Annotated in this window: 38 protein-coding genes; 16 read left to right on the top strand and 22 right to left on the bottom strand. The window is 63.3% G+C overall.

Translation table 11 applies throughout. The features are described 5' to 3' along the window. Nucleotides 1–68 precede the first annotated feature (68 nt). The 16 genes from G3N64_RS17820 to G3N64_RS17745 all read right to left on the bottom strand — a co-directional run bounded on the left by G3N64_RS17820 (nt 69) and on the right by G3N64_RS17745 (nt 11733). Nucleotides 69–992 carry a hypothetical protein gene (locus G3N64_RS17820; protein ID WP_205785113.1) on the bottom strand — a complete coding sequence of 308 codons (924 nt, stop codon included), beginning with the start codon at nt 990–992 and terminating at the stop codon, nt 69–71. A gap of 45 nt (nt 993–1037) precedes the next feature. Next, nucleotides 1038–2156, bottom strand: a complete 1119-nt coding sequence (locus G3N64_RS17815; RefSeq protein ID WP_205785112.1) for a peptidase — start codon at nt 2154–2156, stop codon at nt 1038–1040. Between the two features lie 214 nt (nt 2157–2370). Beyond that, a complete protein-coding gene (locus G3N64_RS17810) occupies nt 2371–2898 on the bottom strand; it encodes a phage virion morphogenesis protein (protein WP_205785111.1) in 528 nt (175 codons plus the stop codon). Next, nucleotides 2895–3767 (bottom strand): phage minor head protein, encoded by an 873-nt coding sequence (locus G3N64_RS17805; RefSeq protein WP_346778823.1) that lies wholly within the window; start codon nt 3765–3767, stop codon nt 2895–2897. The genes G3N64_RS17810 and G3N64_RS17805 overlap by 4 nt, the downstream gene beginning before the upstream one ends. Next, complete coding sequence (locus G3N64_RS17800) at nt 3724–5199, bottom strand: DUF935 domain-containing protein (protein WP_205785110.1); 1476 nt, start codon at nt 5197–5199, stop codon at nt 3724–3726. The genes G3N64_RS17805 and G3N64_RS17800 overlap by 44 nt, the downstream gene beginning before the upstream one ends. Next, nucleotides 5196–6698, bottom strand: a complete 1503-nt coding sequence (locus tag G3N64_RS17795) for a terminase family protein (protein WP_205785109.1) — start codon at nt 6696–6698, stop codon at nt 5196–5198. The genes G3N64_RS17800 and G3N64_RS17795 overlap by 4 nt, the downstream gene beginning before the upstream one ends. Next, on the bottom strand, nt 6695–7240 hold the full coding sequence (locus tag G3N64_RS17790) for a DUF3486 family protein (protein ID WP_059598248.1): 546 nt from the start codon (nt 7238–7240) through the stop codon (nt 6695–6697). The genes G3N64_RS17795 and G3N64_RS17790 overlap by 4 nt, the downstream gene beginning before the upstream one ends. Nucleotide 7241: 1 nt before the next feature. Beyond that, a complete protein-coding gene (locus G3N64_RS17785) occupies nt 7242–7574 on the bottom strand; it encodes a hypothetical protein (protein WP_077176718.1) in 333 nt (110 codons plus the stop codon). After that, nucleotides 7571–7909, bottom strand: a complete 339-nt coding sequence (locus G3N64_RS17780) for a hypothetical protein (protein WP_205785108.1) — start codon at nt 7907–7909, stop codon at nt 7571–7573. The genes G3N64_RS17785 and G3N64_RS17780 overlap by 4 nt, the downstream gene beginning before the upstream one ends. Next, entirely contained in the window at nt 7906–8505 is a 600-nt protein-coding gene (locus G3N64_RS17775) for a hypothetical protein (protein WP_205785107.1), read from the bottom strand. The genes G3N64_RS17780 and G3N64_RS17775 overlap by 4 nt, the downstream gene beginning before the upstream one ends. Then, entirely contained in the window at nt 8502–9113 is a 612-nt protein-coding gene (locus G3N64_RS17770; RefSeq protein ID WP_205785106.1) for a transglycosylase SLT domain-containing protein, read from the bottom strand. The genes G3N64_RS17775 and G3N64_RS17770 overlap by 4 nt, the downstream gene beginning before the upstream one ends. Nucleotides 9114–9115: 2 nt before the next feature. Next, entirely contained in the window at nt 9116–9463 is a 348-nt protein-coding gene (locus tag G3N64_RS17765; RefSeq protein WP_205785105.1) for a putative holin, read from the bottom strand. A 66-nt stretch (nt 9464–9529) separates the two neighbouring features. Next, nucleotides 9530–9754 carry a hypothetical protein gene (locus G3N64_RS17760; RefSeq protein WP_205785104.1) on the bottom strand — a complete coding sequence of 75 codons (225 nt, stop codon included), beginning with the start codon at nt 9752–9754 and terminating at the stop codon, nt 9530–9532. An 83-nt stretch (nt 9755–9837) separates the two neighbouring features. Then, the gene (locus G3N64_RS17755) at nt 9838–10353 is read right to left on the bottom strand and encodes a hypothetical protein (protein ID WP_205785103.1); all 516 of its coding nucleotides are present in this window, start codon (nt 10351–10353) and stop codon (nt 9838–9840) included. A gap of 1 nt (nt 10354) precedes the next feature. Continuing rightward, nucleotides 10355–11287 carry a hypothetical protein gene (locus tag G3N64_RS17750; protein WP_205785102.1) on the bottom strand — a complete coding sequence of 311 codons (933 nt, stop codon included), beginning with the start codon at nt 11285–11287 and terminating at the stop codon, nt 10355–10357. Continuing rightward, complete coding sequence (locus G3N64_RS17745) at nt 11284–11733, bottom strand: helix-turn-helix transcriptional regulator (protein ID WP_205785101.1); 450 nt, start codon at nt 11731–11733, stop codon at nt 11284–11286. The genes G3N64_RS17750 and G3N64_RS17745 overlap by 4 nt, the downstream gene beginning before the upstream one ends. Nucleotides 11734–11835: 102 nt before the next feature. On the opposite strand from G3N64_RS17745, the gene G3N64_RS17740 reads away from it, so the two are divergent. The 14 genes from G3N64_RS17740 (at nt 11836) to G3N64_RS17675 (ending at nt 20248) form a co-directional block, all read left to right on the top strand. Continuing rightward, on the top strand, nt 11836–12081 hold the full coding sequence (locus G3N64_RS17740; protein WP_205785100.1) for a DNA-binding protein: 246 nt from the start codon (nt 11836–11838) through the stop codon (nt 12079–12081). A gap of 405 nt (nt 12082–12486) precedes the next feature. Further along, the gene (locus G3N64_RS17735; protein ID WP_205785099.1) at nt 12487–12966 is read left to right on the top strand and encodes a hypothetical protein; all 480 of its coding nucleotides are present in this window, start codon (nt 12487–12489) and stop codon (nt 12964–12966) included. After that, nucleotides 12963–13268, top strand: a complete 306-nt coding sequence (locus G3N64_RS17730; RefSeq protein ID WP_205785098.1) for a helix-turn-helix domain-containing protein — start codon at nt 12963–12965, stop codon at nt 13266–13268. Before G3N64_RS17735 ends, G3N64_RS17730 begins: the two co-directional genes overlap by 4 nt. A gap of 13 nt (nt 13269–13281) precedes the next feature. Then, nucleotides 13282–14214, top strand: a complete 933-nt coding sequence (locus G3N64_RS17725) for a DUF3102 domain-containing protein (protein WP_205785097.1) — start codon at nt 13282–13284, stop codon at nt 14212–14214. Nucleotides 14215–14230: 16 nt separating this feature from the next. After that, nucleotides 14231–16030: a DDE-type integrase/transposase/recombinase gene (locus tag G3N64_RS17720; RefSeq protein WP_205785096.1), complete on the top strand. Its 1800-nt coding sequence runs from the start codon at nt 14231–14233 to the stop codon at nt 16028–16030. Continuing rightward, a complete protein-coding gene (locus tag G3N64_RS17715; protein ID WP_205785095.1) occupies nt 16027–17241 on the top strand; it encodes an AAA family ATPase in 1215 nt (404 codons plus the stop codon). The genes G3N64_RS17720 and G3N64_RS17715 overlap by 4 nt, the downstream gene beginning before the upstream one ends. Before the next feature lies 1 nt (nt 17242). After that, nucleotides 17243–17572, top strand: coding sequence for a hypothetical protein (locus G3N64_RS17710; protein ID WP_205785094.1), 330 nt, complete (start codon nt 17243–17245; stop codon nt 17570–17572). Continuing rightward, nucleotides 17569–17817: a hypothetical protein gene (locus G3N64_RS17705; protein WP_205785093.1), complete on the top strand. Its 249-nt coding sequence runs from the start codon at nt 17569–17571 to the stop codon at nt 17815–17817. The genes G3N64_RS17710 and G3N64_RS17705 overlap by 4 nt, the downstream gene beginning before the upstream one ends. After that, on the top strand, nt 17814–18038 hold the full coding sequence (locus G3N64_RS17700; protein WP_205785092.1) for a hypothetical protein: 225 nt from the start codon (nt 17814–17816) through the stop codon (nt 18036–18038). The genes G3N64_RS17705 and G3N64_RS17700 overlap by 4 nt, the downstream gene beginning before the upstream one ends. Before the next feature lie 148 nt (nt 18039–18186). Beyond that, entirely contained in the window at nt 18187–18804 is a 618-nt protein-coding gene (locus G3N64_RS17695) for a DUF3164 family protein (protein WP_205785091.1), read from the top strand. Between the two features lie 63 nt (nt 18805–18867). Beyond that, a complete protein-coding gene (locus tag G3N64_RS17690; RefSeq protein WP_205785090.1) occupies nt 18868–19140 on the top strand; it encodes an HU family DNA-binding protein in 273 nt (90 codons plus the stop codon). An 85-nt stretch (nt 19141–19225) separates the two neighbouring features. Further along, nucleotides 19226–19456 carry a hypothetical protein gene (locus G3N64_RS17685; protein ID WP_205785089.1) on the top strand — a complete coding sequence of 77 codons (231 nt, stop codon included), beginning with the start codon at nt 19226–19228 and terminating at the stop codon, nt 19454–19456. Beyond that, nucleotides 19440–19880, top strand: coding sequence for a regulatory protein GemA (locus G3N64_RS17680; RefSeq protein WP_205785088.1), 441 nt, complete (start codon nt 19440–19442; stop codon nt 19878–19880). Before G3N64_RS17685 ends, G3N64_RS17680 begins: the two co-directional genes overlap by 17 nt. Next, the gene (locus G3N64_RS17675) at nt 19877–20248 is read left to right on the top strand and encodes a Mor transcription activator family protein (RefSeq protein ID WP_006485401.1); all 372 of its coding nucleotides are present in this window, start codon (nt 19877–19879) and stop codon (nt 20246–20248) included. The genes G3N64_RS17680 and G3N64_RS17675 overlap by 4 nt, the downstream gene beginning before the upstream one ends. Before the next feature lie 350 nt (nt 20249–20598). Here the strand turns inward: G3N64_RS17675 and G3N64_RS17670 are convergent, their stop codons facing one another. Beyond that, on the bottom strand, nt 20599–21231 hold the full coding sequence (locus tag G3N64_RS17670; protein WP_205785087.1) for a response regulator transcription factor: 633 nt from the start codon (nt 21229–21231) through the stop codon (nt 20599–20601). Between the two features lie 322 nt (nt 21232–21553). Between G3N64_RS17670 and G3N64_RS17665 the strand changes: the two genes are divergently transcribed. Then, nucleotides 21554–22006: a hypothetical protein gene (locus G3N64_RS17665; protein WP_205785086.1), complete on the top strand. Its 453-nt coding sequence runs from the start codon at nt 21554–21556 to the stop codon at nt 22004–22006. Nucleotides 22007–22108: 102 nt separating this feature from the next. Continuing rightward, nucleotides 22109–24127, top strand: a complete 2019-nt coding sequence (locus G3N64_RS17660; RefSeq protein ID WP_205785085.1) for an LssY C-terminal domain-containing protein — start codon at nt 22109–22111, stop codon at nt 24125–24127. Nucleotides 24128–24135: 8 nt separating this feature from the next. On the opposite strand, the gene G3N64_RS17655 is transcribed toward G3N64_RS17660, so the two are convergent. From G3N64_RS17655 to G3N64_RS17635, 5 genes are all read right to left on the bottom strand, one after another. Beyond that, nucleotides 24136–24336, bottom strand: a complete 201-nt coding sequence (locus G3N64_RS17655) for a hypothetical protein (RefSeq protein ID WP_205785084.1) — start codon at nt 24334–24336, stop codon at nt 24136–24138. Nucleotides 24337–24371: 35 nt separating this feature from the next. Beyond that, nucleotides 24372–24845: a hypothetical protein gene (locus G3N64_RS17650; protein WP_205785083.1), complete on the bottom strand. Its 474-nt coding sequence runs from the start codon at nt 24843–24845 to the stop codon at nt 24372–24374. Nucleotides 24846–24854: 9 nt separating this feature from the next. After that, nucleotides 24855–25358 carry a M35 family metallo-endopeptidase gene (locus G3N64_RS17645; RefSeq protein ID WP_241021050.1) on the bottom strand — a complete coding sequence of 168 codons (504 nt, stop codon included), beginning with the start codon at nt 25356–25358 and terminating at the stop codon, nt 24855–24857. A gap of 174 nt (nt 25359–25532) precedes the next feature. Beyond that, nucleotides 25533–26060, bottom strand: coding sequence for a PAAR domain-containing protein (locus G3N64_RS17640; RefSeq protein ID WP_205785081.1), 528 nt, complete (start codon nt 26058–26060; stop codon nt 25533–25535). A 370-nt stretch (nt 26061–26430) separates the two neighbouring features. Next, nucleotides 26431–26876 (bottom strand): alpha/beta hydrolase fold domain-containing protein (locus G3N64_RS17635; RefSeq protein WP_205785080.1); only part of this gene is annotated, 446 nt, incomplete at its 5' end.

Genomic DNA, 26876 nt, shown 5'->3' with positions numbered 1-26876 from the left:
TGTTCCGTTCGGGTGGGTCTCGCCCGAAGGCGAGACGTGGTCAGTACGGGATTCGGTGCCGCGAGCGATTAGCCGTTGATGCCCGAGACCAGATAGCCGGCATCCGCGCCGAGCAGGTACGGCCGGAAAATGTCCGTCGCACGCACCAGTTCGAGCTTGCCGTCTTCGATGCGCGTGTCGACGACCGGATTGCCTTTCTTGCGCAGCGTGTAGCCGTAGGACGGTTCATACGGCGTACGTTGCTGGCCGCCGCGCTGCAGCGGGACATAGGCGAGCACGATGTTGGCGCCCCAGATGTCCGTGAAGCGGTCTTTGTCGTCGGCGTAAATGGCTTCGCCGACCGCGATGTTCTCGACCTCGAAGATTTCCTTCAGCAGGTCGACGGTCACGATGCCCTTCATCGAGTACTTGATCTTCTCGATGAGCTGCGGGTGGGACTTCAGCGTCTTGTAGGCCGACGCGCCGATCACCATCGTGTTCGGCCGGCGGCCGATCTTCGTGCGAATCGCTTCCTTGCCGTCTTCGATGACGCCGACCGGATCGCTGCCGGCCGCAGTGAATTTCTCGGTTGCGCTGAGTTGCTTCTTGTTGCCCGACGTGTAGCTGCTCGGATTCTGCGCGAGGTCCGCGACCATCTTTTCGCGGCGCAACTGGATCGCGTCGGTCGCAGTCTGGACAGCGGCTTGTTCCAGCGGGAACGCCGATTCCTGGTCTTCCCGGTAGTCGATCGGATACTCGAGATCGTGCTCGTCGAGGTTCACGTCGACGCTACCCAGGTCTTCCGGATTCATGCGGTTCGACTTCGCGCGCAGCGCACGTTCCGTCTGATAGAGGCGGAACGATTCCTTGCCGAACTTCGGAATCTTGCCGCCTTCCTTTTCCACTTCGACGATCGGCATCAGGGTCTGGCCGATGAATTCGGCGTTCGTGTAGCCGATCGCGAGATTCGTCAGCACGGGGTCGACGATTCGCAGTTTCGAGAGACGTCCCATCATTTCTCCTGGCTCAATGGCCTTTGCAGTGGCTTTCGCCGGTGGTTAGCGGATCACCGCGTTTGCGGCTGCCGCGTAGTCGACGTTGTGCTCGCGCATGTATGCGCGAATGCGGCCGTCCAGCTCGACGCGTTTCGGATCGACGTTCTCGCTGTACTCGACGGTGTCGACACCCGTCGTCGTCACGCCGGCGCGCTCGCGCGTCGCGTGCTCGCTGAAGTCGACGACCTTCGGCAGCTCGCCGAGGAACGAACGAAATGCGGTCGCCAGCGGCTGCTTGGCATCGCCTTCGCCAAACTCGAACGGCTCGCGCGCGGCGAAATCGAGCACCGCGACGACCGCATCCTTGTGCTTCGGCGCGAGCGTGCCGCCGGCGACGAGCGTCTCGGCATACGACACGTGCTCACCGTGGCGGCGATCATCGGCAGCCTTGCGTTCGCGTGCTTGCGAGTCGGCGAGCTGCTGCTTGAGCTGGTTGTTTTCGGCCTCCAGGGCGGCCCTTTCTTCGGGGGTCACTGCGTTGTTCTCCTGCGGTGTTGTGGTGGGTTTGGTTGCCGCGCCGCGCTCGGCGAATGCGCTGGTCGGTGCATCGTCTTGCCGCGCAACTTCGCGGATCGACTCGATCTGCCAGTCGGGGATGACCTGATCAGCCGTGTCCCGGCCGAATTGCGTTAGCAGCCATTCGCGCAGGCTGCGCCAGAGGCCAGCGTTCAGCTCCTGGCCCCAGTCGCTGAATTCGACGACGCCTTCGTTGCCGTCGCCGAAATTGACGTCACGCAGGCCCTTCAGGGCCGGCGGCTGCGCGCCGAGAAAGCCGACGTGGCGCAGGTAATAGATGCCGGGCACCGGGTTGTGCGGCGAATCGGGGTGATAGAAGCTGGCGCTGATCTTCTTGTAGCGGCCGGCGTCGACAAGTTCGGCGAAGGCCGGGTCGACCTGGGTAGGTTCGGCCTGCAGGTTGCCGGCCGACGCCGAGAGAGAAGCGACCCAGCCCCACGCCGGCGCGTTGTCGCGCGGATGGCCGATGACGATCGGCGCTTCGTGGACCTTCGGGTCGTATGCAGCAGCCGTCGCGGCGAGGTCCGTTTCGGCGAAATCAAGCACGCGACCGCTCATGTCGGTCTGCGTGCCTGCCCGGAAAATGTGGAGTGGTTTCGCGTTCATGTCGCCCATCATCGGGCGGCGAACGGAACGGGTCTTTTAATCGGCTTTACGATTGCGCCCGGGCAATACGCGCGATGAGGGGAGCGCGGCGGGTTCGAACCAAACCCATAAAGCCTTTATAAAACTTTACGAGGCAGCGTCAGGGCGCTGTGGCTATCGTTGCGCGCCTCGGGTGGTCCGGAGGCGTGCAGCGGCCGATCGGTTCATCGACAGGTTAGCGGCGATTCGCTGCGTCCATCAAGTGACGCAGGATGGTGTTGAGCACCGGCTCAACCGCTTCAGGTTGCAACTCGCCATCGGCCGTAACCGGCAACCACGGCCGGGCGGGAATCGTGACCTTCAATCCGCGACCGGCTTGCCCTCCGAACTGGTGAATCGCGGCGTATTCCTTGTTGCTGCCGATGACAGCCGAATTGTCGTCGTGGTCCGTCGAGACGCTCGCGGCCATTTGCCCGCTGTCCTGCAGGATCATCAACCCGGCCTTGCGGCGCGACGCGGCCGCAGTCAGCTCGCCGTTTTTCTTGTACGCCTTCTTGCCGCCGACGCGCATGTGGATCGTCACTTCCGACAGTGCCTGCCAGCGCGGCCGCCCCTGCGCGGCGAAGTTGTCCTCGGTAACCAACACCAGCGCCTGCGCGATCTTGCGCATCGCGCCAGCCTTTTGATGGCCGGCCTGCTCAAGCTGGAGCAGGCGCGTGCGCAGGGCCGAGTCGTCGATCTGGAAATTCACGAAATCGCTCACTGCAATTCCCTCCTGGCGATCGTGCCGAGATCACCCGTGTATCGAGACAGGTCAGGCTGCCAAGCTGCGGCGCCGGGGTTGTAGCTCCAGCCGACGTCCGGCGACACGACGATTTCGCGACGCGTAACCGGGTCGATGGTGCGGAACGTCGCGACTTCCCGCATTTCGCCGGTCTTCTCGTTGACCAGCTTGAGCGTCTTGCCGAGGCGGTCTCCGGCCGACTCGATCTTGATGCCCCGCACGACGATCTCGTCGTGCGACAACGCCACCACGCGGCACCGGCAACCCCAGCCGTTCGGCGGATAGAACGACTGCCAGAACGGATCGTCGTATCGGAACACCTTGCCGTTCATTGCCCGATGGCTCGGGCGCGTGCGGCTGTCGAGGATCGCCACGTACATCCAGTACGGCCGATCATCGACGTTCGCCATTTGCTCGGCGTAGCGGCCGGCCATATAGGCGGTCTGCAGGTTCGTCCGGTAGATCGTCTGCAGGCGCCACGGACTGCCGAGCTGAACCTCGGTGATCTCGCCGGTGTCTTGGTCGACGTGTTCCTGCTTTCCCCACCAGCCCTTGGATTGCAAGACAGGCGTCAGCTTCTTCGTGAACCATCGGAGTGTCTTGCCTTCGCTGATCGCTGTCTCGACCGCATTGCGGATGTCCTGCAGGATGTCCAGGCGCGTCACCTTGGCGACCGTGAACGCCTTCGCCTGGGCGTCCTGCCAAAGCTCCTCCCAATCCCAGGTGATCTCATAACCCTTGCTGCGCAAGTACTCGATCGCCTTCTTCGGCGGGAGCTTCATGCAGTAGCCGAGATCGACCGCTTCAGGCATGGAGACGCCCCCATAGATTCGCGACGAAGATCGCACGGGCAAGACGCTCCTGCAGCGCGTCGGCGTTAAGGCTCGGATACAGCTCGGCCAGCATGCCGAGCAGCTCGTCGGCACTCGCGCCATTCGCAATCCGCTTTAAAAGCGGTGCGATCAGTGCCTGGGCGTCGGCATTCAGGTCACGCGCGGACAGCGTGTTCAGCGCAGCGTCGAGCGCGTCCTGGTCAGGCGCTTCGAACTCCGCGAAGGATGCGGCACCCACGGCGTCGACCGCTGACACCGGCAGCGGCCGTTCGTCCAGGTCGCCATCCTGCAGGTTGTACGCACGCTTGAAATACGCCGGGGTGAAGCGCGCGCCAGCTTGCGTCAGCTTTTGGTCGCGGCCGGCCTGAATCTCGTCGACCTGTTCCTGCTCCCACATGTCGAAGACAGGCCGGGCGGCGCCGTCGAAGTTCAGGTCGCAAATCCAGCGAATCAGCATGTTCATCGCTTCGCAGACGATCGCCTTGTCGCCATCGCGAATGTCGTCCGTTACCTCAAGCCCGGCCTGCGCGGATGCGCGGGTCGACGTCGCCTCGGTGGTCTGGTTCTGCCCGAGCAAGGCAATCGACACCTCGCCGCGGCAGAAGTGCAGCAGGCGTTCGTAGACGTCGGCGCTACCGGTCTTGCCGGCCGCTTCCTTGATCTCGATACTGGAATCGTCCGGGATGACGGCGACGGCATCCTGCACCATGTCTTCGAGGCGATCGAGCAGCAGATTGGTTTCGGCATCTGACGCGCTGCGCGGGTGCTTGCCGACCAGCATCGGCGAACCGTACTTCTCGGTGAACTGCACCCAGAATTTGAGGCCGCCTTTCTTGAACGTCGTCGGCCAGAAGCACATCGACAGGTCCGGGAAGCCGTACGGGTTCAGATACGTCGCTTCCTGGCGCGGTACCAGGAACTTGCGCGCCGGCAGCTCTTCACCCTGCATCCAGTGATCCTTGCTGCGAAAGCGGAGCTGGTTCTCCGGGTCGTAGACGAACCAGTCGGCAGGCTTGCCGACGACGTCGACCGGCACGATGTAGTTGCCGACCTTGCCCCACGTGATTTCCATCGGCTGATAGCCGTACAGGACAGCGTCCAGCATCTCGGTCGCGATCCGGGACAGGTCGAGGTCCGCGAAGACGTCGGCGATCGACTTCCCGACGCGGCTCTTCGCCTTGCCTCGGTCGAGGCCCCATTCGAGCGCCTTCACGGCCGCCTTGCGGCGACGCACACAGCCGCCGACGTGCGCGTCCGCGCGCAGCTCGCGGTAGACGCGAATATCCTTACCCAGCGCCTTGAGCACCGGGTCCGGATTCGGCAGGTACATGCCGAGCGCGAAGAAGTCGATGCTTCGGGCACGCGTCGCGATCTGCGACGACAGCGACTTGTCCGGCTCGCCGAACTCTACAAACTCGGTGGGGCTGACCCACAAACCCTTGCTCATGCGTAACCCTCTGTCATTCGGACGCTGGAGCGGCGCCGCCGCGACTTGGCGGTCACCGGTCCCTTGTTCAGTTCACGGCTTGCGTAATACGCCAGAGCAACCGCTACGGCGGCATCGCCGTGGCGCTTGCCGTCGTCCTGGCCGGTCGTACGGACGTCCGGAATACGCGGCACACCCCTGATAACCTGCACGGCGCGCAGGTCTGCGAGCACGTCGAGATCCTTCGGAAGGCCGTCGATCGTGCCGTCTTCGAATGCCGCCTTCACGGGCGGCATGTGCTCGCGATACCACGACTCAGACAGCATCACTTGCTGGATGCGCGACGCGCCGTAGCGCTGCATCGCGACTTCCGCGAGGTATTGGCCGTTGCCGCGCGCGTCGAAAGCGCCGCCCGTGAAGCGCGGGAGCCGATCGAGCAGATAGAAGGCGATCTGTTCCTGTTGCCTGAACGGCACGTTGCGCAGCTCGACGATGAACGGCACGCGGCGAACCAGGTTCTGCTGTTCGATAAGCGGTACGTGGACCGTCAGGTCGCCGGTTCGGCCGAAGTCTTCGCCGTTGTACGAACGGGCATCGGGCGGCAGCGCCGCGAGCAACGGGGCGAGCGTCTCTTCCAGCCAATCTCGGCATTCGGTCGCGCGGATGTGGTCGGGCAGCACTTCGAAACCGTGTCGACAGGCCCAGCGCAGGACCGGCGTCTCAACCGACATACGCGATTCAATCAACGCACGCGACAGCCATGCGCCTCCGCTGTTCTTCGGCACGCAGTCCAGCTCTTCCTCGGCGTCCGCACCGTACGACGCGCGGATTTCCCAGACCCACTTGGCTTCGCCCTCGGCAGTCCACGCCACACCCTTGCGCAAGCAGATTCGCTGGTAGAGCCCATCCCGAACAGCATCGTCGAACGTGATGCGATGCAGGCTGTATGGCTTCTTACCGGAGCGAATATCCGTGACCAGTTCGTTGAATGCGTTGTCGACGCCGTCGTGTGTCGAAATGACGTGGACCTGACCGCCCCACATCAGCAGCGCCATTGCCGCCTTCAGCAGCTCACCGAGCTGCTCGTGGAAGGCCGCTTCGTCGATGATCACGCGGCCTTGCTTGCCGCGCAGGTTCGACGGGCGCGACGACAGCGCCGTTACACGAAAGCCCGAAGCGAAGCGGATCACGTACGCGAGAATCGACTTGTCGCCGTCCTTGTCCTGAAACACCTCTTCGGTTTCTTCGATCTCGTCGGCCGCGAGGCTGTAGAACTTGGCCCAATCGGCGCAGTCCCGGATGAACTCCTGCGCCATGTCCTTGTTGTAACCGACGTACCAAACGTCCATGCCGCGCTGGCTGGCCGCCAGCAACGCGGAATCGGCCGCTTCGCCCCACGACAGGCCAACGCGCCGCGACTTCTCGCAGACCTTGACGGGCGACGTGTCGGCGGCCCATTTCTGTTGATACGGCAGCAGGACGGCGGGCGCGCGATCTGCACGGGTGTCGACGATCGTCATCCGGCAATCCCCAGAATCTGACGACGGATCGCGTCAGCCGCGTCGTCCGACAGGCCACCGCTCTTGACGACCTTGTCGACGGCAGCGGCGGCCGCTTCCGCGCGTGCCTGCACTTCGAGGCGGAACTTCTTCTGGTTCACGCTCGCGCGTGCCAGCGTCGCGATGTTCTTCGCGGCCTTGGACAGCAGCGCGATACGCTCGCCCGGATCGGCGTCTTCGTCGGTCGCTTCCTGCAGGTTGACGATGGACTCGAACATCTCGGTCTGCACGAGCGCGATGACGGCCTCGGAGCGGGCGTCCTGGTCGTCGGCTGCGCCCTCGGTCAGGATGCGCGCGGCTTCCGTGCTCGCCTTGATCGCGGCAAAGCGGCGCTCGATACGCTGCCCGTATCGATGGATCGCCGACTTGCTGATCTGGTAGCCCTTGTCACGAAGCGTTTGCTCCAGCTCCTGGTAGCCCGTGAAGTTGCCCTCGACGAGCGCGCTTTCGAGCCATTCGCGAACGGCCTTCGGTAGACGTTGCACGCCGCTGCTGCGCCCCATGTCACTGGCTCCAGTACTTGGCCGGCCGCGCGATGCCCGGCTCGCAATCGATCGTGTACTCGGCGATGTCGACGCCGTAGCGCGTGAGGTCGCCCCACCAACGGCCGGACGGTTCCTTGCGTAGCTTCACCAGCACGCGATCAGCGAGGTAGTCCAGTTCCTTGCGCACTTCAAGAGCCGTGATGTCGGCGAAGATCGAGCGCATCGTCATCTGGATCACGTCCTCGACGACTTCCTCGGGCCGCGCGTTGTACAGGGCCAGAATCAGATACCAGCGCAGCGATTCGCGGCGCACCTTGGCGTGGTCGATTCCCAGCGGATTGGTGGACGTCATTGATTTCCCCGGAGTTGTAAGTTTTCGAATCTGAGCGCGATCGCGTCGAGCTTCGCTTCGATGACGGTCTGGTTGCGCACGTAGTCCTCGCGGCGCACGTACTGCAGCGGCAGGTCAGCTTGAAATCGCAGGAAGTCGCGCTCCAGGCGGGCCGTGTTGTCCGCCTGCCTGCTGATCTGCTCGAGCATCGCCTTGAGCTGGTCTTCCTGCTTCTGATCCCGCTCGGACTGGTGCCGCTCGATCTGCACGATCAACACCTTGCCAGCCGCGATCAGCAGGCCGATGAACGTCGCGAGCATTGACACCAGTTGCCAGAATTCCACCTGTAACGTCACCGCGTTTCTCCCTCGATGTAGTCGATCAGCTTGTTCAGTTGCGATTCGATGTCGCGGCTGCGGCGGCTGGCGTCGATGTGGTGGGCGAGGATGTCGTCCTGGCGTACCCCGGAATCAAGGGCGTCATCGGCGCTGGCCGGCGCAGCAGCTCCGGCGGCAGCACCGGACGCGCGCACACCATCGGCGCCGGCGGCGGCGTTCCACACGCGGACAAAGCCGGCAGTGAACACGCAGCGAGGCAAATCCTGAAGAGGCGCATCCGGCGCCGGACGGTATTGGGTCGTGACACTGGCAATTCTCCGTTTCAGTTCGTCGGATTCGAGCGCGTGCCGGGCTTTCTCGACGAACAGGTCGCCGGCGAGCACCGCCGCGCGCTGCGTCTCCGCGCGTTCCTTGATGCGCGCTTGTTCGACGGCGTCGCGCGCGCCGTCCGCGTATTGGCGTTCGAGTTTCTCGACCTTCGCGTCGCTGGCCAGCGTGCCGGCGTGGTATCCGCCGAAGTAGGCGATCGTGCCGGCGGCAACCGCGCCGATCGCCGCGGCGCCGACAGTGGCCGCTACGCATTGGCCGCGCGAAAGCAGGACAGGAAAGTTCATGAGCACGCTCCCGGCCCGAATCCGGCCTTGACGTAACGCGGTTCGAACGTACGCAGGATCACGCGCGGGTAGCCGCGGTTCTCGCGGAAAGCGGCCGCATGTCGGCCGGCGTTGAACCGCTCGACATGGCCGAACCAGCGTTGCCGATCGGCACCGCCGGCCGCCGTCACGCGCTGGTCGCGATAGACCCAGCCGAGGCCGCCGTTATAGGCCGACAGCGTCATTGCCATGCGCTCGCACGCGCCGGTTGCCGTGATGCGCTGCCAGAGGTGCCGGTCGTACCGCACGAGCGCACGAATCGACCAGGACGGGTTGAACGGCTGCGCCTCTCCCAGCTCGGCAGGATAGGCACCCGCGATCCATTCGACCGTCGACGGCATGAACTGCGCCATCCCGCGCGCGCCGACAACGCTGACGGCATCGGCGCGCCACCGGCTTTCCTGGTGGATTTGCGCGGCAAACGACGAGACAGGCGCATCGATACCCCAGACGGCGCGTGCGTTGCGCGTCAGTTCGGCGCGGTACGCCAACGCTTCGGCCGGCACTTGCGCGATGGCCGGCGCGGCGGCGCCGAGCAGCACGACGAGAAAGGCGATCAGCACGCGCATGGTCAGAGGCCCAGTGCGACGCCGACCACGACACCGAGGACGATCACCGCGCGGCGGAGCATGGCTGCGGCGAACACCAGCTCGTAGCCCGTGACGACGCGATAGTCCGCGTCGAGCTGCGGTTCGAGCGAGCCGGCGCGCCAGTCGTGTTCGAGATAGCTGTCCGGACGCGCGTACGGGAAAAGCCCGCGATCGAGCCAGTACGCGACGACGGCCGCGAGGCTCACGAGGCTCAGTTTGTAGAGGGCGACGGGCAGTTGCTGCGGCGAGAAAAGCGCGATGGCTGCAACGAGGATGATCGCGGCGACGAGCCAGCTCGTCAGCCGCGGAAAGCGCTTGATGAAGGGCATATGACCTCCCGTAGTGGATATGCCGTCATCTTGGACGGCATGTACGGGTAGGTCTTTTAATCCGCTTTAGGGGCCGCTCGCGGAAGCGCTTTTACGCTGCAGGCCGTCGCGAAACAGCAGGCCACCAACGTTGACGAGGACGCTGACGTCGTCCTCGGTTAGGCGCTCGGCCACGAGGTCAATCCAGCCGGCGAGCAGCGCGATTGCGTCATCGGAATCCTGCGTGTCACCGATCACGTCGAGGATCTTCGACTGACGCTCGAATGCGGCAATGACGGGGTGAATGCTCATGTCGGACTCCTCCACGAGCATCCAGCATAGGCACACACACGGTCGACAGCAAGGCGAATTCTAGTCGACGCTGTCTTTAGCAGTTAGGTGGTCAACGCCGCGCTGCAATCCTTCATATCCTGCTTGAATTGCTTCCGGAGAGGGAGCACGTTTTTTTCTGGCAAGCCGTTGAAGGCCATATCGTGTTTGGCGTGTGCGAAACCATTTGCCGAGACGATCAGGTTCTGACATGCGTTGTACTTTTCGGCTTCCGTATCGCCCGTAAATGGCTGCGGCCACCGCTGTGAAATAGCCTGTAGCTCCGGGCCGTTGAACACGCGCAAGAGAGCGTCCTTATCCATTACGGCGTCGTCTGCCAGAGCTTTTTGATATCGATTGAAATACGCCAAGGTGTCTGCCGCCAGCTGATGAGCCTCGGGCTTGCTGAGCTTGTGGCTCTTTGGTTCCGCGATTGGCGCAGGTTGTGCCACTGATTCGTCAGTCTTGCTTTCTCGGCCGCATCCGGTCAATGCAACGAACATGACGAGTGGCAAAAGGTTCAGTCGATTCAGCCTCTGTGGCATTTTTCTCCCGGTGATGTCCTTGGTCGTTGAGAGCATGTCATCGCCTCGACGCCCCCTTGATTTGCTTCCATGCGGGTTCACTGCCGCGAACGCCCGCGACGCATTCGATGTCCGGTGCCTCAGCATTGTCGATTACGCTGCCGACCGCGTACGGCTTTCCTGCAAACATGCATTCCTTTCTTTGCGCCTCCATGATCTGCAGCGCTTTCACGGACGAATCCGCTTTGTACCAGATCACTGCTACCGAAACTGCGGCGACGACGAGCGCTACTGACAATGCAACCAAATTCAAGCGCATAGACGCGAGCTTGGTTTGAGCCGTTTTTAGCGTCGCTGCAGTTTCACGACGGCTATTCTCGCTGACTTCGAGTTGCCTTTTCAGACTCGAAACCGTGTCAGCCATTCGAAGCGCGCCGTCGAGAGTTTTATCAGCCTTGCCCGCCGCTCTGGAGGCAGAAGTCCGAAGCGATTGCATTGCCTCCGCTTGCTTCTTAAAGCGAGCCTCGAGGTCCATGTACGAGCGCTTTTGCTCGTCAAGTTCTCGCGCGAGTTGCGCGTTAGCTCTCCCGCTCGATTCTTCGATAACGACACCAATGCTAGTTCGCAGCTCCGCAATCTCAAGAAGCTGAAGCAGGATCGCCTCAGCCGGGCTGTACTGCTCAACATGCATTTCTTCGATGGAATTTACACCGAGGATTTTGTGTATCGAGCTCCACGTCTGCTTGCCCGACTGCCCAAAATCGCTGTCGAGCTTGCGAACGTATCCATTGAGCGTTCGTCGCTCTTCCTTGGTTAATGGTCTCGCGCGAATCGCGTGAACGTTCACGATGTCACGTCCCGCAATATCACCAGCAACGCTTCCGATTGTCACGGACTGGTCATCAATTTGTACCTGATCTGCTTGAATCGCCTGTCCGACGGCCCCGTTGTATTCCTGCTTCGCGTGCAGCTCTCGGTCTTCCCGCGTCATTTCTTCTTTCTTTCCTTACCAAAAAAGCTGATACCGCTCTGGTCGAGATCACCCTCAACCTTCACGGCCTGACCCACTTGGCCGTGGAAAACCTGCTCCTTACGTCCGGCAGGTGGCGATTCAGCACCGGCCACCAAGGCTCCGATTGCGGCCGCCTTAAGCACGAGCGGAGCCGCTCGGTATCTCTCCAGCAATTCCGTCTCGTCGTTCGTCAGTCCAGCGACGGAACGAATCCCCGTGATGATGTACTGCACGTCGACGCCTTCGCGCGACACGGCGTAGAGGTATGCCGCGTCCGGCGTGCTTTCCCCTTTTTCGTAGGTTATCTGCGCGCGCTTCGATACGCCGGCCAGCTCAGCAAATTCAGTCTGGCTTCTCTTCAGCCGGCTGCGCTCCTCCTTCAGCCGAGCGCCGATCTCACTTTTCTGCACATGAACCCCTTGCATGGTGCAGATTCCTGCACCATAATTAACTCACACCGTCCCACCACGAACGGCAACTTAGTCGGCACTTTGTGCAGCGCCGACGGCCCCTTAACCGGAGCGTCTATGAAACTGCGTACCGCCGCTGAAGCTCGTGCGGAACTTCAATCGAAAGGTATCTCGATCACCCAGTGGGCGATCGCCAACAAATTCTCTCCCAATCTCGTTTTCGAAGTCTTGGGCGGCCGGAAAAAGTGCGTCCGCGGCCAAGCGCACGAGATCGCCATCAAGCTCGGCATCAAGGACGGCGAGATCTGCTCCGATCCGGCGAAGGCATTGGCGCCGGTCCGCCACCACCGTGTCGCAGCGTGAGGCAAATCATGCGCACCGACGCCCTTGGATTTTCGGTCCACGGTCCCGTAATCGGCGGGCTCTCGCCTCGTCAAGCATCCGGGTCAGCTGCTGCATCACGTCGCCGCACCGGACATGTACCGGCTCCGGCTCACGACGCCGGACAGCCGCGACTCGCCGCAATGTCTGCGAAAACCGCGGACCGTCAAGCCGATCGTCCACCTCGAGCTGCGCGATAAGTCGCAAGACCGTCTGTCCGATCGCGTCGATCCGAGCCGCCAGTTCTTCGAAATTCGAGTCCGTCATGGAACTTTATCACCAGAAGATTAACTGCTTTCGATTCTACGAGTCGCAAAGCCGTTGCATAGCTGCAAAACGGGATTTTGTTTGGAACCTGTTTAACAACGCAGCGGGCGGGGGTTCCAAATGAGCCGCCGCAACTGGAAACGCATTCAGCCGCATAGCCTCCGGCACGCGCTTGAGCTTTGTAAGGAACATGCGCGCGACCGCCGCAACTTGAGCGTCGAGCGCATCGCAGAGCACATGGGGCTCGCTGACCACTGGACCCTCTATAAGTGGTTCCAGTCGGGGCGCATGCCGATCGCGCTGGTTCGGCCGTTCGAAGAAGCATGCGGCGCCGATTTTGTCACCCGCTGGGTGGCGGCCAGCGCCGGCCGTCTGATCATCGACATCCCGACCGGTCGCGATGCCACGGCCGAGGACATGCAGGTCCTGCAGCGCACGCTCAACGCCGCTGTCGGGCAACTGCTCGATTTCTATGCAGGTGCCGCCAACGCGGACGAAACGATCGCGACTATCCAGAGCGCCATGGAAGGGCTCGCGTGGCATCGCGGCAATGTCGAACGGCACGTACAGCCTGAACTCGACCTTGGGACCGCCGAATGACTGCGAACGCAACCACGAAGTCCGCCGAGAAGGTGCTGGAAGTCCTGAATGTCCTGCTCGGCCATTTCGCGCACGGACTGACACCGGGCGAACTCGCCAAGGCTACGAGCCTGTCACCGTCGAACATCACGCGCTACGTCGCGACGCTGGAGGCGATGGGATTCGCCGAGCGCATCCCGGAGACCGGGCGAATCCGGCCTTCGGTTCGATTTGCACAACACGCAATGGCGATCGCGCGCAGCCTCGACGCTGCTCGGAATCGCCTTGATGAACTGGCCACTCGGTTGGCCACCCCTCGATAAGGAGTAGCAGCACATGGCACGGAAACCCTCGAATGTGCAGCCGCAGGCTGTTGTTGTGACGGACGAGCAGACTCCTGGCCTGCCGGCGATGGCCGAAGCCGCAAACGCGTTAGCGGCTCGGTCAGCGATAGTCGCCGAGCAATTCGGCGACGGCCTGCCTTATGAGCGCAATCGAGTCGTGAACGAGGCCCGTTTCTACATGGCGCAATCGGCTGAGGCCATGCTCGAAGCGGGAAAGCGCTTGATTCTCCTGAAAGAGAATGAGCCGCACGGGGAATTCGTGGGGATCGTCGAAAACGCCCTGGGGATTCATGAGCGTGCGGCTCAGCGCATGATGAAGGCAGCAGTGAAGTATCTGTCGCCGGCGCTTCAGACAAAAGCGACAGCGCTGTCGGTTTTGGGGAAAACCAAACTCTTCGAATTGGTCGCTGAAGACGACGATGATCTCGCAGCGCTCGCGGACGGTGGCACCGTCGCCGGCATGACGCTCGATGACATCGACCGCATGACTAGCCGCGAACTGCGCGCCGCGCTCCGGGAAGCGCATGAAAACGCCGACGCCCAATCACGGCTGCTGTCGGACAAGAACAGCAAGATCGACGAGCTCGCGGCGAAGCTGAACAAGCAAAAACGCGTCAAGCCGGTCGCCCCCGACGAGGAAGGCGCTGAAATCCGAAAGGAGACCAGCGCGATCGCCTTCGAGGCCGAGTCGATCATTCGCGGCAATCTGCGCTCGGCGTTCGAGACACTGGTGCAACACACCGAGGCGCACAGCATGCCCCACGACGACTTCATGGCCGGCGTGCTCGGTCAAATCCAACTGTCGCTCAACCAGCTTCGAAGCGAGTTCGATGTGAAGGCGGCGGCGGACGGCGAGGACGTCCCCGAATGGCTGCGTGATACCGCCGCCGGTTCATCGGCGGACGGCGCCCACATCACCCAATGACCCGGAGCTCGCGACGATGAGTGCCGTCTTGAACGAACGCATTGTGGCCATCGCGCACGCCGCGCGTGCAGCGGGTCACGGCAACAAACGTGCGATCTACGACGCTGCCTGCCGCGAGCTGGGCCTTTCCATCGCAACCCTGATGCGCAAACTCAAGGAAGCCACCGTGACCCCGCAGCGCAAGCGCCGTGCTGACGCCGGCCAGAGCGCGTTGACGCGCGCCGAGGCAATGACCATTTCCGCGTTGCTCATGGAGTCGACCCGGAAGAACGGCAAGCGCCTGTATTCCGTCGCCGACGCGGTAGAAACGCTGCGGGCGAACGGGATGATCAGTGCCGAGTATCTCGACGAGTCCACGGGCGAGCTGCGGCCGCTGTCGGAAAGCACCATTCAGCGTGCGTTGCGAGTGTACGGCGTGCATCCGGACCAATTGCTTGCGCCGGCCCCGGTGACCGAGCTGGCAAGCGAGCATCCCAACCATGTGTGGCAGATCGACGCGAGCCTGTGCGTTCTGTACTACCTGAAGCCGGCCGTCGATCAGCGCGCGAACGGATTACGTGTGATGGATCACGCCGAGTTCTACAAGAACAAGCCGCGCAACCTCGCCCGCATCGCCGCCGATCGCGTGTGGAGCTACGAAATCACCGACCACGCGAGCGGTTGGATTTACACCGAGTACGTGATGGGTGCCGAATCCGGCGAGAACCTCTGCGCGACCTTGATCAACGCGATGCAGGAACGCGGCGCGGCCGATCTTCTGCATGGTGTGCCGCGCATCCTGATGCTCGACGCCGGTTCCGCTAACACGGCCGCGATGACGCGCAACCTGTGTCGGTCGCTAGGCATCGAGCTGGTCGTGCACAAGGTCGGTAACGCGCGCGCTACCGGGCAGGTGGAGAACGCGCGGAACATCATCGAACGCAAGTTCGAGCCGGGCCTAAAGTTCCAGCCGGTGACAAGCCTCGACGAGTTGAACGCGCTCGCCAAGCGCTGGCGGATGCACTTCAACGCGACCGCGACCCATAGCCGCCACGGCGCGACCCGCAGTCAGGTGTGGATGCGGATCACTGCCCAGCAGTTGATCAAGGCCCCGTCGCTCGACGTCTGCCGCGAGCTGGCCGTCGCTGCGCCGGAAAGCCGCAAGGTCACACCGAAGCTGCGTGTGTCGTTCCGTGGCGACGAATACGACGTGTCGTCGGTGCCGGGCGTCATGGTCGGCGAGAAGCTGATGATCACGCGCAACCCTTGGCGCGGCGATGCCGCCCAGGTCGTCATGACAGGCGAGGACGGGCACGAGACGTACTACGTTGTGCCGGTCGTTGTGCGCAATGAACTCGGCTTTGCCGAAAGCGCTGCGCTGATCGGCGAAACCTACCGTCGGCACGCCGATACGCCCGCGCAGCACGCGGTCGCCGAGATCGAGCAGATCGTCACGGGTGCCGCCACACGTGCGGACGCGGAAGCAGCCCGCAAGGCGAAGGAACTGCCGTTCGGCGGCCGGCTGGACCCGTACAAGCACCTCGACGAAGCCGATCTTCCGACGTACCTGCCGCGCCGCGGCACGGAACACGACCTCGTTGCGCCGCGCATCGAACTGGCGCCGCTTTCGCTGATCGAGGCGGCAAAGCAGATAAAGGCGGCTGTCGAAGCTGCCGGTGTCGACTGGAGCGCTGACCGATTCCGCTGGCTGCAACAGCGCTATCCGGAGGGCGTACCGCAAGAACAGCTCGACGCGATCGTCGCCGAGCTTACCGGCCCGCGCGCGGGTCAACAGCAACCGCTGCAGCTCGTTCGCGCTGCGGCAGGAGGTCAATGATGTTGGTCCTGAAAAGCGTTCTGCAACGCGCCTCTATCAAGCAGGCCGAACTTGCGGAACACCTGAATCTGTCGCAGGCGGCGGTCGCCCAGATCGTGAATCACGGCGTATGGCCGCGCAGCCTCGACGACCTCGACCTGCGGGAGCGGATTCTCGACTACCTGGAGAGCAAAGGGGTGTCGGACGCGGGCGTAGGTGTTTTCGATGAAGTGCAAAAGGTGGGCGGCCCGACCGATGTCTTGGCGGATACGACGGGCCACCCGATCTCCCAGCCGAACAGCAATACCGATATCAACCAGGAGGATTCCATGTTACTGCGCAAACAAGTGCTCGCACCAGCCACCCGTAAGCACTTCGGCCTGTTCCGCGATCCGTTCGCGGACGACATCCAGTCTCACGAAGACATGTTCGTCAGTCCCGACATCCGCTACGTGCGCGAGGCGATGTTTCAGACCGCGAAGCACGGCGGGCTCCTGGCCGTCGTAGCGGAATCCGGCGGCGGAAAGACGACGCTCATGCGCGACCTCGAAGACCGTGTGATGCGGGAGAGTCACCCGATCATCGTCATCAAGCCCTACGTGCTGGCGATGGAAGACAACGACCAGAAAGGCAAGACGCTGAAGGCGACGCACATCGCCGAAGCGATCATGACCGCCGTGGCTCCGCTGGAGAAGGTCAAGAGCAGCCCGGAAGCCCGGTTTGCGCAACTGCATAAGGCCCTGAAGGAAAGCCACGCGGCGGGCTACCAACATTGCCTCGTGATCGATGAGGCTCATGCGCTGCCGATCGCTACGCTCAAGCACCTGAAGCGCTTCTTCGAGCTGGAGATGGGCTTTAAAAAGCTGCTGTCCATCATCCTGATCGGCCAACCGGAGCTGAAGGTCAAGCTGTCCGAGCGCAACCAGGACGTCCGGGAAGTCGTGCAGCGATGCGAAATGGTCGAGCTGGCCCCACTCGACGGCCCCCGCCTGGACGAATACCTCCGGTTCAAGTTCGGTCGTCTCGACAAGCCGGTCGGCGACGTGATCGACGGCAGCGGCGTCGACGCGCTTCGCGCCAGGCTCACGATGACCAGCACGCGGCGCGATCGCGCCGAAACGGTGTCGCTGCTGTACCCGCTCGCGGTCGGCAACCTGCTGACGGCTGCGATGAACCTCGCCGCCGGCCTGGGCGTGCCGGTCGTCACCGCGGACGTGATCAAGGGAGTCTGACATGGGCGCCATCGTGCAAATGAACCTATCGGCTCCGCGCAGCCTTTTGCCTGATGGCACGCGGGTGTTCGACGCGGAGTGCGTCTCGCGTCTCACGTTGCTGAACGCTTGCGGGCGGGCGCTACGCGGCATGGGATACCGCGTCCTGTCGGAACAGATCGCACCGCTCGACGGCGGCCGGCCGACGATCCAGATCGGCCCGTACCTTGTGAAGTCGTCCGACGTGCTGCGCGAGCGCGCCGGCGGCGTCACTTTCCAGCGGCAAGGCAATCGTCAGTTTGCCTACGTCGTTTTCATGAGCGTTCGAGTGACGTGGGAAATAGCAGCATGAGCCCGTTCCTTGGCCCGCGCTACGGCGATGTGCAAACGGAGTACTGCACGGCGGACGACCGCATCCGCATGGTGCGCGACTTTGATCGCGTGAAGTGTGAGGCCGCGTTGGAGATGCCGAACCTTCAAAAAACCGTTCGTCGTGCAGTGCTCGCGCGCCTGAAAAAACTGCGGGCATTCGATCGCGAGTTTGCGCAGGATTCGGCCCGTCAGATCAACGCTCCCGCAACAGGAGAAAAGTCGTGAGCATCGAGAAACCGAGGTTTCAAGAACTCGGAACGCTCCTGCGCGTCGTCGGAGCGTACATGGAGACAACCGGCGTTATGCCGGGTGTGGTGGTCGGCGAGTACCGCGACCACATGGGCGACGAGACGCTTATCGAGCAAATGGAAGACGCCGGCATCGACTCGGACCGCGCCGCGGAGCTGCTCGGCCTGAGTCTCGAAGAAATCGCACGCATCGACTGATGAACAACCGCACCGCCCGGACTGCTATGAGCGACACCATCGTTATTGCCGTGGGAATTGTCTTTCTCGTCTGCCTCTGCCGCAAGGAAATACGTCGCTGGTGGACGAGCTAATCAACCTTCAACCATCCACCGATTAGGAGCAACACATGGAACAGAAACAGATTCCGAGCGGTTACTGGCAGGACGCGAAAGGCTGCCTGATTCCGGAAACCATGATCAAACCCATCGATCGCGAACGTGATCGGCTGGTGCGTGAGCTGGCCGACGAAGCCAAAGCGAGATCGAAGGGACTCGTCGACCTGAAGGCCCGAATCTTCGGTGATATCTCCGCCTTTATCGATCTTTCCGCGGAGGAATACGGTTCGAAAGTTGGCGGCAAGAAGGGCAACGTCACGCTGTACTCGTTCGACGGCCGCTATCGCATCCAGCGCGCCATCCAGGACCGCATCGCGTTCGACGAACGCCTGCAGGCGGCCAAATCCATGATCGACGAGTGTCTTCGTGACTGGACCCTGGACGCCCGCCCCGAGATTCAGGCGATCGTGACGCAGGCGTTTGCGACCGACAAGGAAGGCCAGATCAACACCGGGCGCGTGCTCGCGCTGCGCCGACTGGACATTACCGATCCGCGCTGGATGGAGGCGATGCGAGCCATCGGCGAGGCTCTGCAGGTGATCGGCAGCAAGTCGTACGTCCGCGTCTATGAGCGCGTCGGTGATACGGATCAATACGTACAGATTCCGCTCGACATCGCGAACGCGTAATCGCGACATCGAGCATTTTCGCTGGCCGCGAGCGTCTCGCGGTATCCACCATACGGAGCGTTTATGAACAAAGCAGACCTGGTCAATCACGTGGCAGCAGAAACCGGCTTGACGAAAGCCGACTCCCGCTTCGCCCTGGAAGCCGTTATCGAAGGCATCACGAAGTCGCTGCGCAAGGGCGACACGGTGACGCTGACGGGATTCGGCGTATTCAGCGTCGGCGCACGCGCAGCCCGCACCGGCCGCAATCCCGCTACTGGCGAGGAAATCAAGATTCCGGCGTCGAAGGCGCCGAAGTTCAAGGCCGGCAAGGGGCTGAAGGACGCCGTCAAGTAATCGTCGAGCTGCGACGGAGACGCCCGACGTAACGGGCGTCCGCCTGCCGCACGACGAGACAAAAACAACCGAACTGAGTGAGCAAATGAGCGCAATCGAAAAACTCGGCGCAGCTATTGAGTCGGCACTTGATGAAGCCCCGGCTTCCGACGTCCTGTCCGTTCTGACCGGTGCTTTTGTCGGTCTTGTTGTCGAGCTGGTGCGCCGTGAGGGGCATGACGCGGCCCGAGAAATTAAGGTCAACGGTGGACCACAACGAGATATCACCATTCATGCTCCGAAGGAGCTGGGCGACATCGATGTACTCAAAACCTGACCGCGGGGCACAGGCCCGGCAAAAGCTCATTCGCCTGATTCACGTCGCAAAGCGTGACTTGGCGATGGCCGACGACAGCTACCGTGCTGTCCTGAGGCAGATTGGAAGGAAGGAATCGGTCGCCGATCTGACCATTCCAAAGCTGGAGAAGGTCTTGGAACACCTGAAGCGCTGCGGCTTTAAAGTCCGTTCCAAAAAGGGCGCGCGCGGTCAGGCCGACGACGAGCAATCGAAGATGATCCGGGGCCTTTGGCTTGAGCTGGCGGATCGTGGCGTCGTGCAGAACCGGTCTGAGGAGGCGCTGGGGGCTTTTGTAAAGCGCATGACGCACGTCGACGCGCTCGAATGGCTCAGTTCCGCCCAGGCATCCCGTGTAATTGAGCACCTCAAAAAATGGCGTGACAGGGCGACGGAGGCCGTATGAAGGACGAAACGTTCAAAAGCAAAGGGCCGGAACTGCTGGTCGACTTGTCTCTGCAGGTCGCCCAGGCCCTGATCGAACTGGCCGACATCGGCGCCGACCAGGCGAACCAGCTCGGGCGCGAGATCGCCGACCGCATGGCCGGCCACTGGGGCGGCCAGAACATCTACTTCCCAATGGGCGTGTCGTATCGGCTGTCCCAGCGCGACCGGCAAATTTTTGACGAATTCCGCGGCGACAACCATGCCGAACTGGCGCGAAAGTTCGGCGTGTCGCTCCAGTGGATCTACAAGATCATCAAGGCGGTCCGTCGTGAGGAAATCGCAGCGCGCCAACGCGACCTTTTTGCAAGCCCCACCTCTACCGACTGATCCTGAGGGGCTGCCTTGACAGGCAGGTGGGCGCCCCTCAGACTTCTCCGCAGCCGTCGACGTAGCGCCGCAGGATCGGTCCGCAAGTGTTGTCGTAAATCCCGCGTCCGCCAGTGGACAACGGTGTTGCCCCCACCACAAGGGCGGGGACAACCGCTTCGCGGTCCCACCGTTGACCACTGTCTCCTCGCGAACCTTGCCTTCGGCCTGACGCGGCCCTCGCGGGCCTTGCCCCAGAGAGATATATTTCTGTTTCAACCTACGCAAGCGGTTTGCAAGCGCCGTTCCGTGTGATCCCGTTCCATCCCGCGTCATACCGGAAATATCGCGCGTTCTCCCTTGGAAATATCTCACCTCTCTTCATCGTGGCGCACCGCGTAGCGGACCAGCGCGGCTTCGTGCGGCAGCGCCATCTTCTCGAGGATCCGTGTCTTGTAGGTGCTGACCGTCTTCGCGCTCAGCGCGAGTTCGGTTGCGATCTGCGTGACCGTCTGGCCGGCGACGATGCGGCGCATCACGTCGAGCTCGCGCGCGGACAGCCGTTCGTGCGGCAGCGCCGCGGCCGGCGCGCGCAGCGTGAGCGCGAGGCTTTCGGCCGCCGACGGGCTCACGTAGACGCCGCCCGCCGCAACCTTGCCGACCGCCTCCACGAGCTCGGCGGTCGCGCTGTCCTTCGTCAGGTAGCCGGTTGCGCCGGCCTTGAACGCGCGCGCCGCGTACTGCGCCTCCGCATGCATCGTCAGCACGAGCGTGCGCAGCGACGGGGCGTGGCGCTTCACGAGCCGGATCAGTTCGATGCCGGTCGGCGCGGGCATCGACAGGTCGAGCAGCAGCACGTCGGCGGCGCCGCGCTCGACCAGCGCGAGCGTGGCCGAGCCGTCGCTCGCCTCGCCGACGATTTCGAAACCGCCGGCCGTTTCCAGGATGTGGCGCAGTCCGTCCCGCATGACTGCGTGATCGTCAGCCAGAATTACCCTGATCATCTAGCGATCCTCTTCGGGATGACGCCGCGCACGGTTGGTTCGGCGGTCGCCGCGGCCGTTCTTCTGACCAATATATTCCGCCGAATCGGAAAACGGTACACATCCGCGAAATTTTCGAGATGGCGGATCGCGGAATGCGCACTGAAGCGAAATAATCCCGGGTAAAAGGTATGCGGCGGAGCGGGCGCGAATCAGGGTATTCCCTGGCGATGGCGCCGGCCGGAACAGGGCGGCGACGCGCGTCGCGAGCCGCCCCGCGAACCGTCCCGATTCGGGACTAAACTGGTGCCCGATGCCACGACACCACCCGAGGAGCCCCGCGATGATCGATCTGGCCGATATCCTGCCGTCCGCACTGCCCGCCGCCGTCGCATGGGCCGAAGCGGAGGCGGCGCGCGGGATCGCGCAGGGTGCGCCGCTGACGCTCGCGCAAGCCGACGACGCGCGCACCGTGGGCGTCGCGCAGCCGGAGCGGATCCGCGTGGTGACCGTCGACCGCATGCCGTTCCCGGAGATGCCTTCGCTTGCCGCGATCGCCCGCGACTCGGGGCTGTTGTCGCCGGGCACGATCGGGCTCACGCTCGGTCATGCGGTGTACGTGCTGCGCGGGCAGGACACGCGCCGTTTGCTGACCCACGAATTCCGCCACGTGCATCAGTACGAGGCCGCTGGATCGATCGGCGCGTTTCTCGCGCGCTATCTGCAGGAGATCGCGACGGTCGGCTACCACGACGCGCCGCTCGAGGCCGATGCGCGGCGGCACGAGTTCGATTGACCTGGCACGCCGGCGCGACCGCGCGCACCTTCCGATGAACGTTCCCCCTGCCATCGCCGGTCCGGTGTCCGCACGCCGGGGCGCCCCGCCGTGGAGCGGGCAATGAGCGACACGATCCACGCGTGGATCGGCGCGATCGGCGCGCATCCGCTGCTCGTGCTCGCGATCGTGTTCGTGACGGCCTGCGCCGAGGCGATCGCGCTGATCGGCACGGTCGTGCCGGCCGGCGCCGTGATGTTCGCGGCCGGTGCACTGATCGGCGCGGGCGCGCTCGACGGCTGGACGACGATCGGCGTCGCGGCGGCCGGTGCCGTGGTCGGCGACGGGATCAGCTTCGAACTGGGGCGGCACTACCGCGGGATGATCCGCAACGCGTGGGCGCGCTTCGGCTATGCGGCTGCCTACGCGCGCGGCGAGGAGTTCGTGCTGCGTCATGGCATGAAGAGCATCGTGCTCGCGCGTTTTCTTGCGCCGGTGCGCGCGGTCGTGCCGGTCGTCGTCGGCTGCGCGACGCTGCCGCGCCGGTCGTTCTATCCGGTCAACGTCATCTCGGCGCTCATCTGGGCGCCCGTGCACGTCGCGCCGGGCATCCTGTTCGGGGCGTCGGCCGTGCTGGCTGCGGCAATCAGCGTGCGGGTCGCCGCGATCCTGCTGGTTGTCGCGGCGCTGGTCGCGCTCGTGTGGATCGGCGTGCGCGTCGCGCTGCGGCGCGGCTGGCCGCTGCTGCGTCGCGTGCTCGTCGAAGGTGTGCACGCCTGCGCGCGCCGCTGGCCGCGGTTCGGCGCGCGGCTGCACGACGCGATCGCCCACGTGCGCGGCCTGCCGGGCGCGGTGCCCGTGCTCGCGCTGCTGTTCATCGGCTGCGTGTGGCTGTTCGCGGGCCTCGTGCAGGATGTCGTCGCGAACGATCCGCTGATGCACGCGGACATTGCGCTGTACGCGTTCCTGCAGAACCTGCGCACGCCGCCGGTGGACGCCGCGATGCGTGCGCTTGCCGTGCTGCACGGGCACGATACGGGGCTGATCGTCGCGGCCGCGTTTCTCGTCTGGCTGATGATCCATCGCTGCTGGCTGACGGCCGCGTGGTGGCTCGTGACAGTCGGCGTTGCCGTCGTGCTCGTGCCGGTGTTCGGCGCGGGCGTGCCTGGCGCGACGCCCGCGAGCCTGCCGCCCGGCGCGCTGCACGTGCCGCTGCCCGATGCCGAAGCCGCGTTCGCGATGCTCGCGAGCAGCGGCCTCGGCTGGGTGCTGACGCGCGACCGGCCCGCGCGGTGGCGAATCCCGGTCGTGACGGCGGTGGTGCTGTGGATCGTGCTCGGCGGCTTCGCGCGGCTGTATGTCGGCGACACGTGGCTGTCGGGCCTGCTCGGCGGCTGGAGCCTCGGGCTGGCGTGGTTCGCGTTGCTGGCCGGCGCCTATGCGTACTGGCGCGTGCGCGAGCATGTGCAGCCGAGGGGCGCGGTCGTCGCGGTGACCGTGGTGCTCGCGACGGCCGGCGTATGGACGGTTCCCGCGCAATGGCAGCTCGACCGCGCGGCGAGCCCGCATGTCGGCGACGTGGTCGCGATGACCGTCGACCAGTGGCTGCGCGGCGGGTGGCAGCGCGTGCCGGTGCGGCGCACCGAGATCGGCGGCGACCGCGAGGAAAATCTGCCGCTGCAATGGAGCGCGACGTCGGACACGCTCGACCGGCATCTCGCGCAGGCCGGCTGGCAGCGTGCGACGCCGTGGTCGCCGGCCACCGCGCTGCGGTGGCTGTTGCCGCAGGCGCCGGCCGATGCGCTGCCGGTGCTGCCGCGCTACACGCATGGCGAAAGCTCGCGCCGCGTGTTCGTGCGTGTCGATCCGGGCCAGCCGGAAAGCCGCCTCGTGCTGCGGTTGTGGCGTTATCCGTACGTGTTGCAGGACGCGCTCGGCATGCGGCCGCTGTGGTACGGCGCGCTGTATCGCGAGACGCTGCACCGGCCGGCGCGGCTGATGACGACCGTGCGCACGACGACGATCGACGATGCGGCGACGATTGCGAAGGCGCTGGCGGTCGAGCCGGCGATCGAGCATCCGCCGAAGGGGATGAAGGCTGCGCCGGCCGAGATGCTGCTGGTGTGGATGGTTCGGCCGTGAGGGAAAGGTCAGTTGGGGAGATACGGCGATGAGGGGAGGTTAACCGCCTCCGTGATTGCATTCAGTGCGAGCAGGGCGGCAGTGTGGCTATCGGGGTGGCCAAGCGATTCCGTCGCGACACTCGCATAGGCCGCAACAAGGTCAGGGTCCGCACGTAATTCGGCGATTTCCGCATCGTGATGGGATACAGCGCCTTTGGGTTGAGTCATGGTTGCTCCGTTGATGGTGCCCGTGGGGCAGGGGCTTAGCGAATGGCCTTGGACGTCGGTGTCACGCTCGGATCGCTACACAAGCGCTCGCATCCTCCGTCGCATATCGGGACCAGCGTTACTGCAATTTGATTGAGTGAAGGATGGCCGTCGTTGTCGGTGTCAGGGTGTTTGATGATCCTTGTATCTACCCAGATGTTCTGTTCTCTGATGCCCAACTGGATCAGGTAGGTTTTCAGCGCAATCGCGCGCCGCTGGGCGAGGGTTGCAGGATCCCGTTCCCGCACGTAACCCCCTGCGTAGACGATTCCGCGGATGTCGACGTCAGGCCAACTGCGGGCCTCCAGAACCATTTCAGCGATCCTCAACCGAGCCGTGTTTGGGATGTCGGTGGAGTTCAGCGGCAACGAATCTGCCATGTCTGTCGAAATGGTGCAGGCGTATGCAAGCGGTGCTGCGGCGAATATCGAAAGCGCGAACAGGGTTGCAGAGAGAACGTGTCGCATCATGCGAGTTCCTTATTCGTCGAAGCCGACGTAGCACGCCAGGCTGTCCGCGTTGCGAATGGCGTTGTCGGGATTGGATTGCGCCCAGAAGCTCAACCCGACTGAGACGCCATACATCTCGTCGGTGGAGTCGAACACATCCGTGAAATGCGTGCATTCGTGAATGAGCGTGAGCAGTTGGCAGCCGCGCCAGCGTTGCGCGGGCGGGGACATGCAGAAGTGCGAATAGATCGCGATGATACGTTTGTCGGAATCGGGCTTGCATACCGCAGCATCAGTGTGTCCGTTGTCCGGGAAAACCGTGCAGGTGATGTTCCGTTGTTTCTGCCGATCCCACCTGATGACGTTTTCCGGCTTGAGCGATTGCATGACATCCAGCAGCTTTGGCATTCCGATTCGAAGTATATTGCGCGCCATACTGTCGCTTCGTCCGAACCACTTCCGCACACGTAATTGTTCGGCATCGTCCCATCGTGTCAGGCCAGAAATTCGATCCTGAATCAAAGGAATAGCCATGTCGCGAAGTCGGACGATCGATGCTCTGAATGCCTTGTTTGACATGTTTTGGCATATTGGTGTCAGGTCTAGTTCGATATCCCTGACTGATCCCGATGTCGTGTTGGTAGAAACAGTACCGATCGGTTCCCAACCGTCGTCGTACGGAGACTCCGTATTGTCCTTGCATATGTGTTACTGCCCTCGATTGATTTCGATGGAGATTACGTTTTGGCCGGACGTCTCGACTCGACGTGTCAGTCCGTGTCCGTCAGTACGTCCTTCGACAAGCTGACCTGAGGAATCCGTGATCCGATATCGGATGTTTGCGAGAGGCTGTCTCGAGAATCGGTCGATCAACCGGATCTGTTCGTCGTGAATCGTCTGCGTCGGCGTTGTCGAGTGCTGGTGCAGGGCACCCGATTCCACAGGGGGCGTGCCGTCAGACGACTCCAGAAATATTCCTGGGTTGGTGCCAACAATCACGCGATTTCTTTTGCATGGGCAAGTGACCCGATCACCGTCGACGACTACGTTTCGACCGTTTTCGGAGATACCCTCCCCGGACCCAATAATTTCGAAAGTGCCATCGCAATTTCCGCAGGTCGCTTCGTCTCCGCTCAATGCGACACGCTTTCCGTTGTCGTAAATCGTCGAAGAGATCGCGATGACGAAGCCTCGCGTTGTCGTCGGGTCGTTATCCCGGATGGCGGCCTTAATCATTGAAGCCCCCCTTTTCCGGTACCTGTTGCCATACGGCCGACGCCAGGATGGAGGGCCTGGGATTGATGGCTGCACGCGTTGACTGACACTGAGGACAGCGGCAGCGGAGAACCGTTTCTGTTTGTCGTCCCGTAGTTCGTCCAATCGATTTGGGATGCTGATGATAAGGTCGAAACGGTACTGGAAGTCGTGTTATTGAGATAGATGGGACGTAGATCGTTGCGAATTGTCAGCGCGACCGGGGCGACATGAACGGCATGCAAGCGGTGTGGCTTCAGTCAATTTGGACTAAGACGAAACAGGGCTCTCGAAGCGGCCGAGGCAGACATATCTGCCGGGACCTCGGCCGCTCGTCGCATTCGATTCTTCTTTATCCCAATGCCACCCGTTCCGCCGCAAACCCCGCCAGCGTCCGCAACGCGTCCCGCGCCGACCGCAGGTAAAACGCCTGCAGATGGAACACATGCCAGCGCGCCGTGTGAATCTCCAGCCGGCACGGCACGCCACAGGCCTGCGCATGACGGGCCAGCCGCTGCGCATCCGACAACAGCACCTCCTGGTCGCCCGCCTGGACGAGCATCGGCGGCAAGCCGCGCAGGTCGGTGTCGAGCGGGCCGCGGGCCGCAACCGAACCGGCGCCGTGATACCAGCGCAGCCCCTGCTCGAGCCAGCCGCGACGGATCATCGGATCGTCGTGGCGGCGCGAAGCCAGCGTCGCGCCGCCGAGCGCCGGATCGGTCACGGGCGAGATCAGCAGCAGCGCGGCGGCGGCCGGCTCGCCGCGCTCGCGCAGTGCGATGGCCAGCGCGAGCGCCA

This window comes from Burkholderia sp. Ac-20344 (genome assembly GCF_017104975.1).
Lineage (GTDB): Bacteria > Pseudomonadota > Gammaproteobacteria > Burkholderiales > Burkholderiaceae > Burkholderia.
Note: the sequence above shows the minus strand (reverse complement) of the source record. Positions and strands in the feature narration are given on the sequence as shown.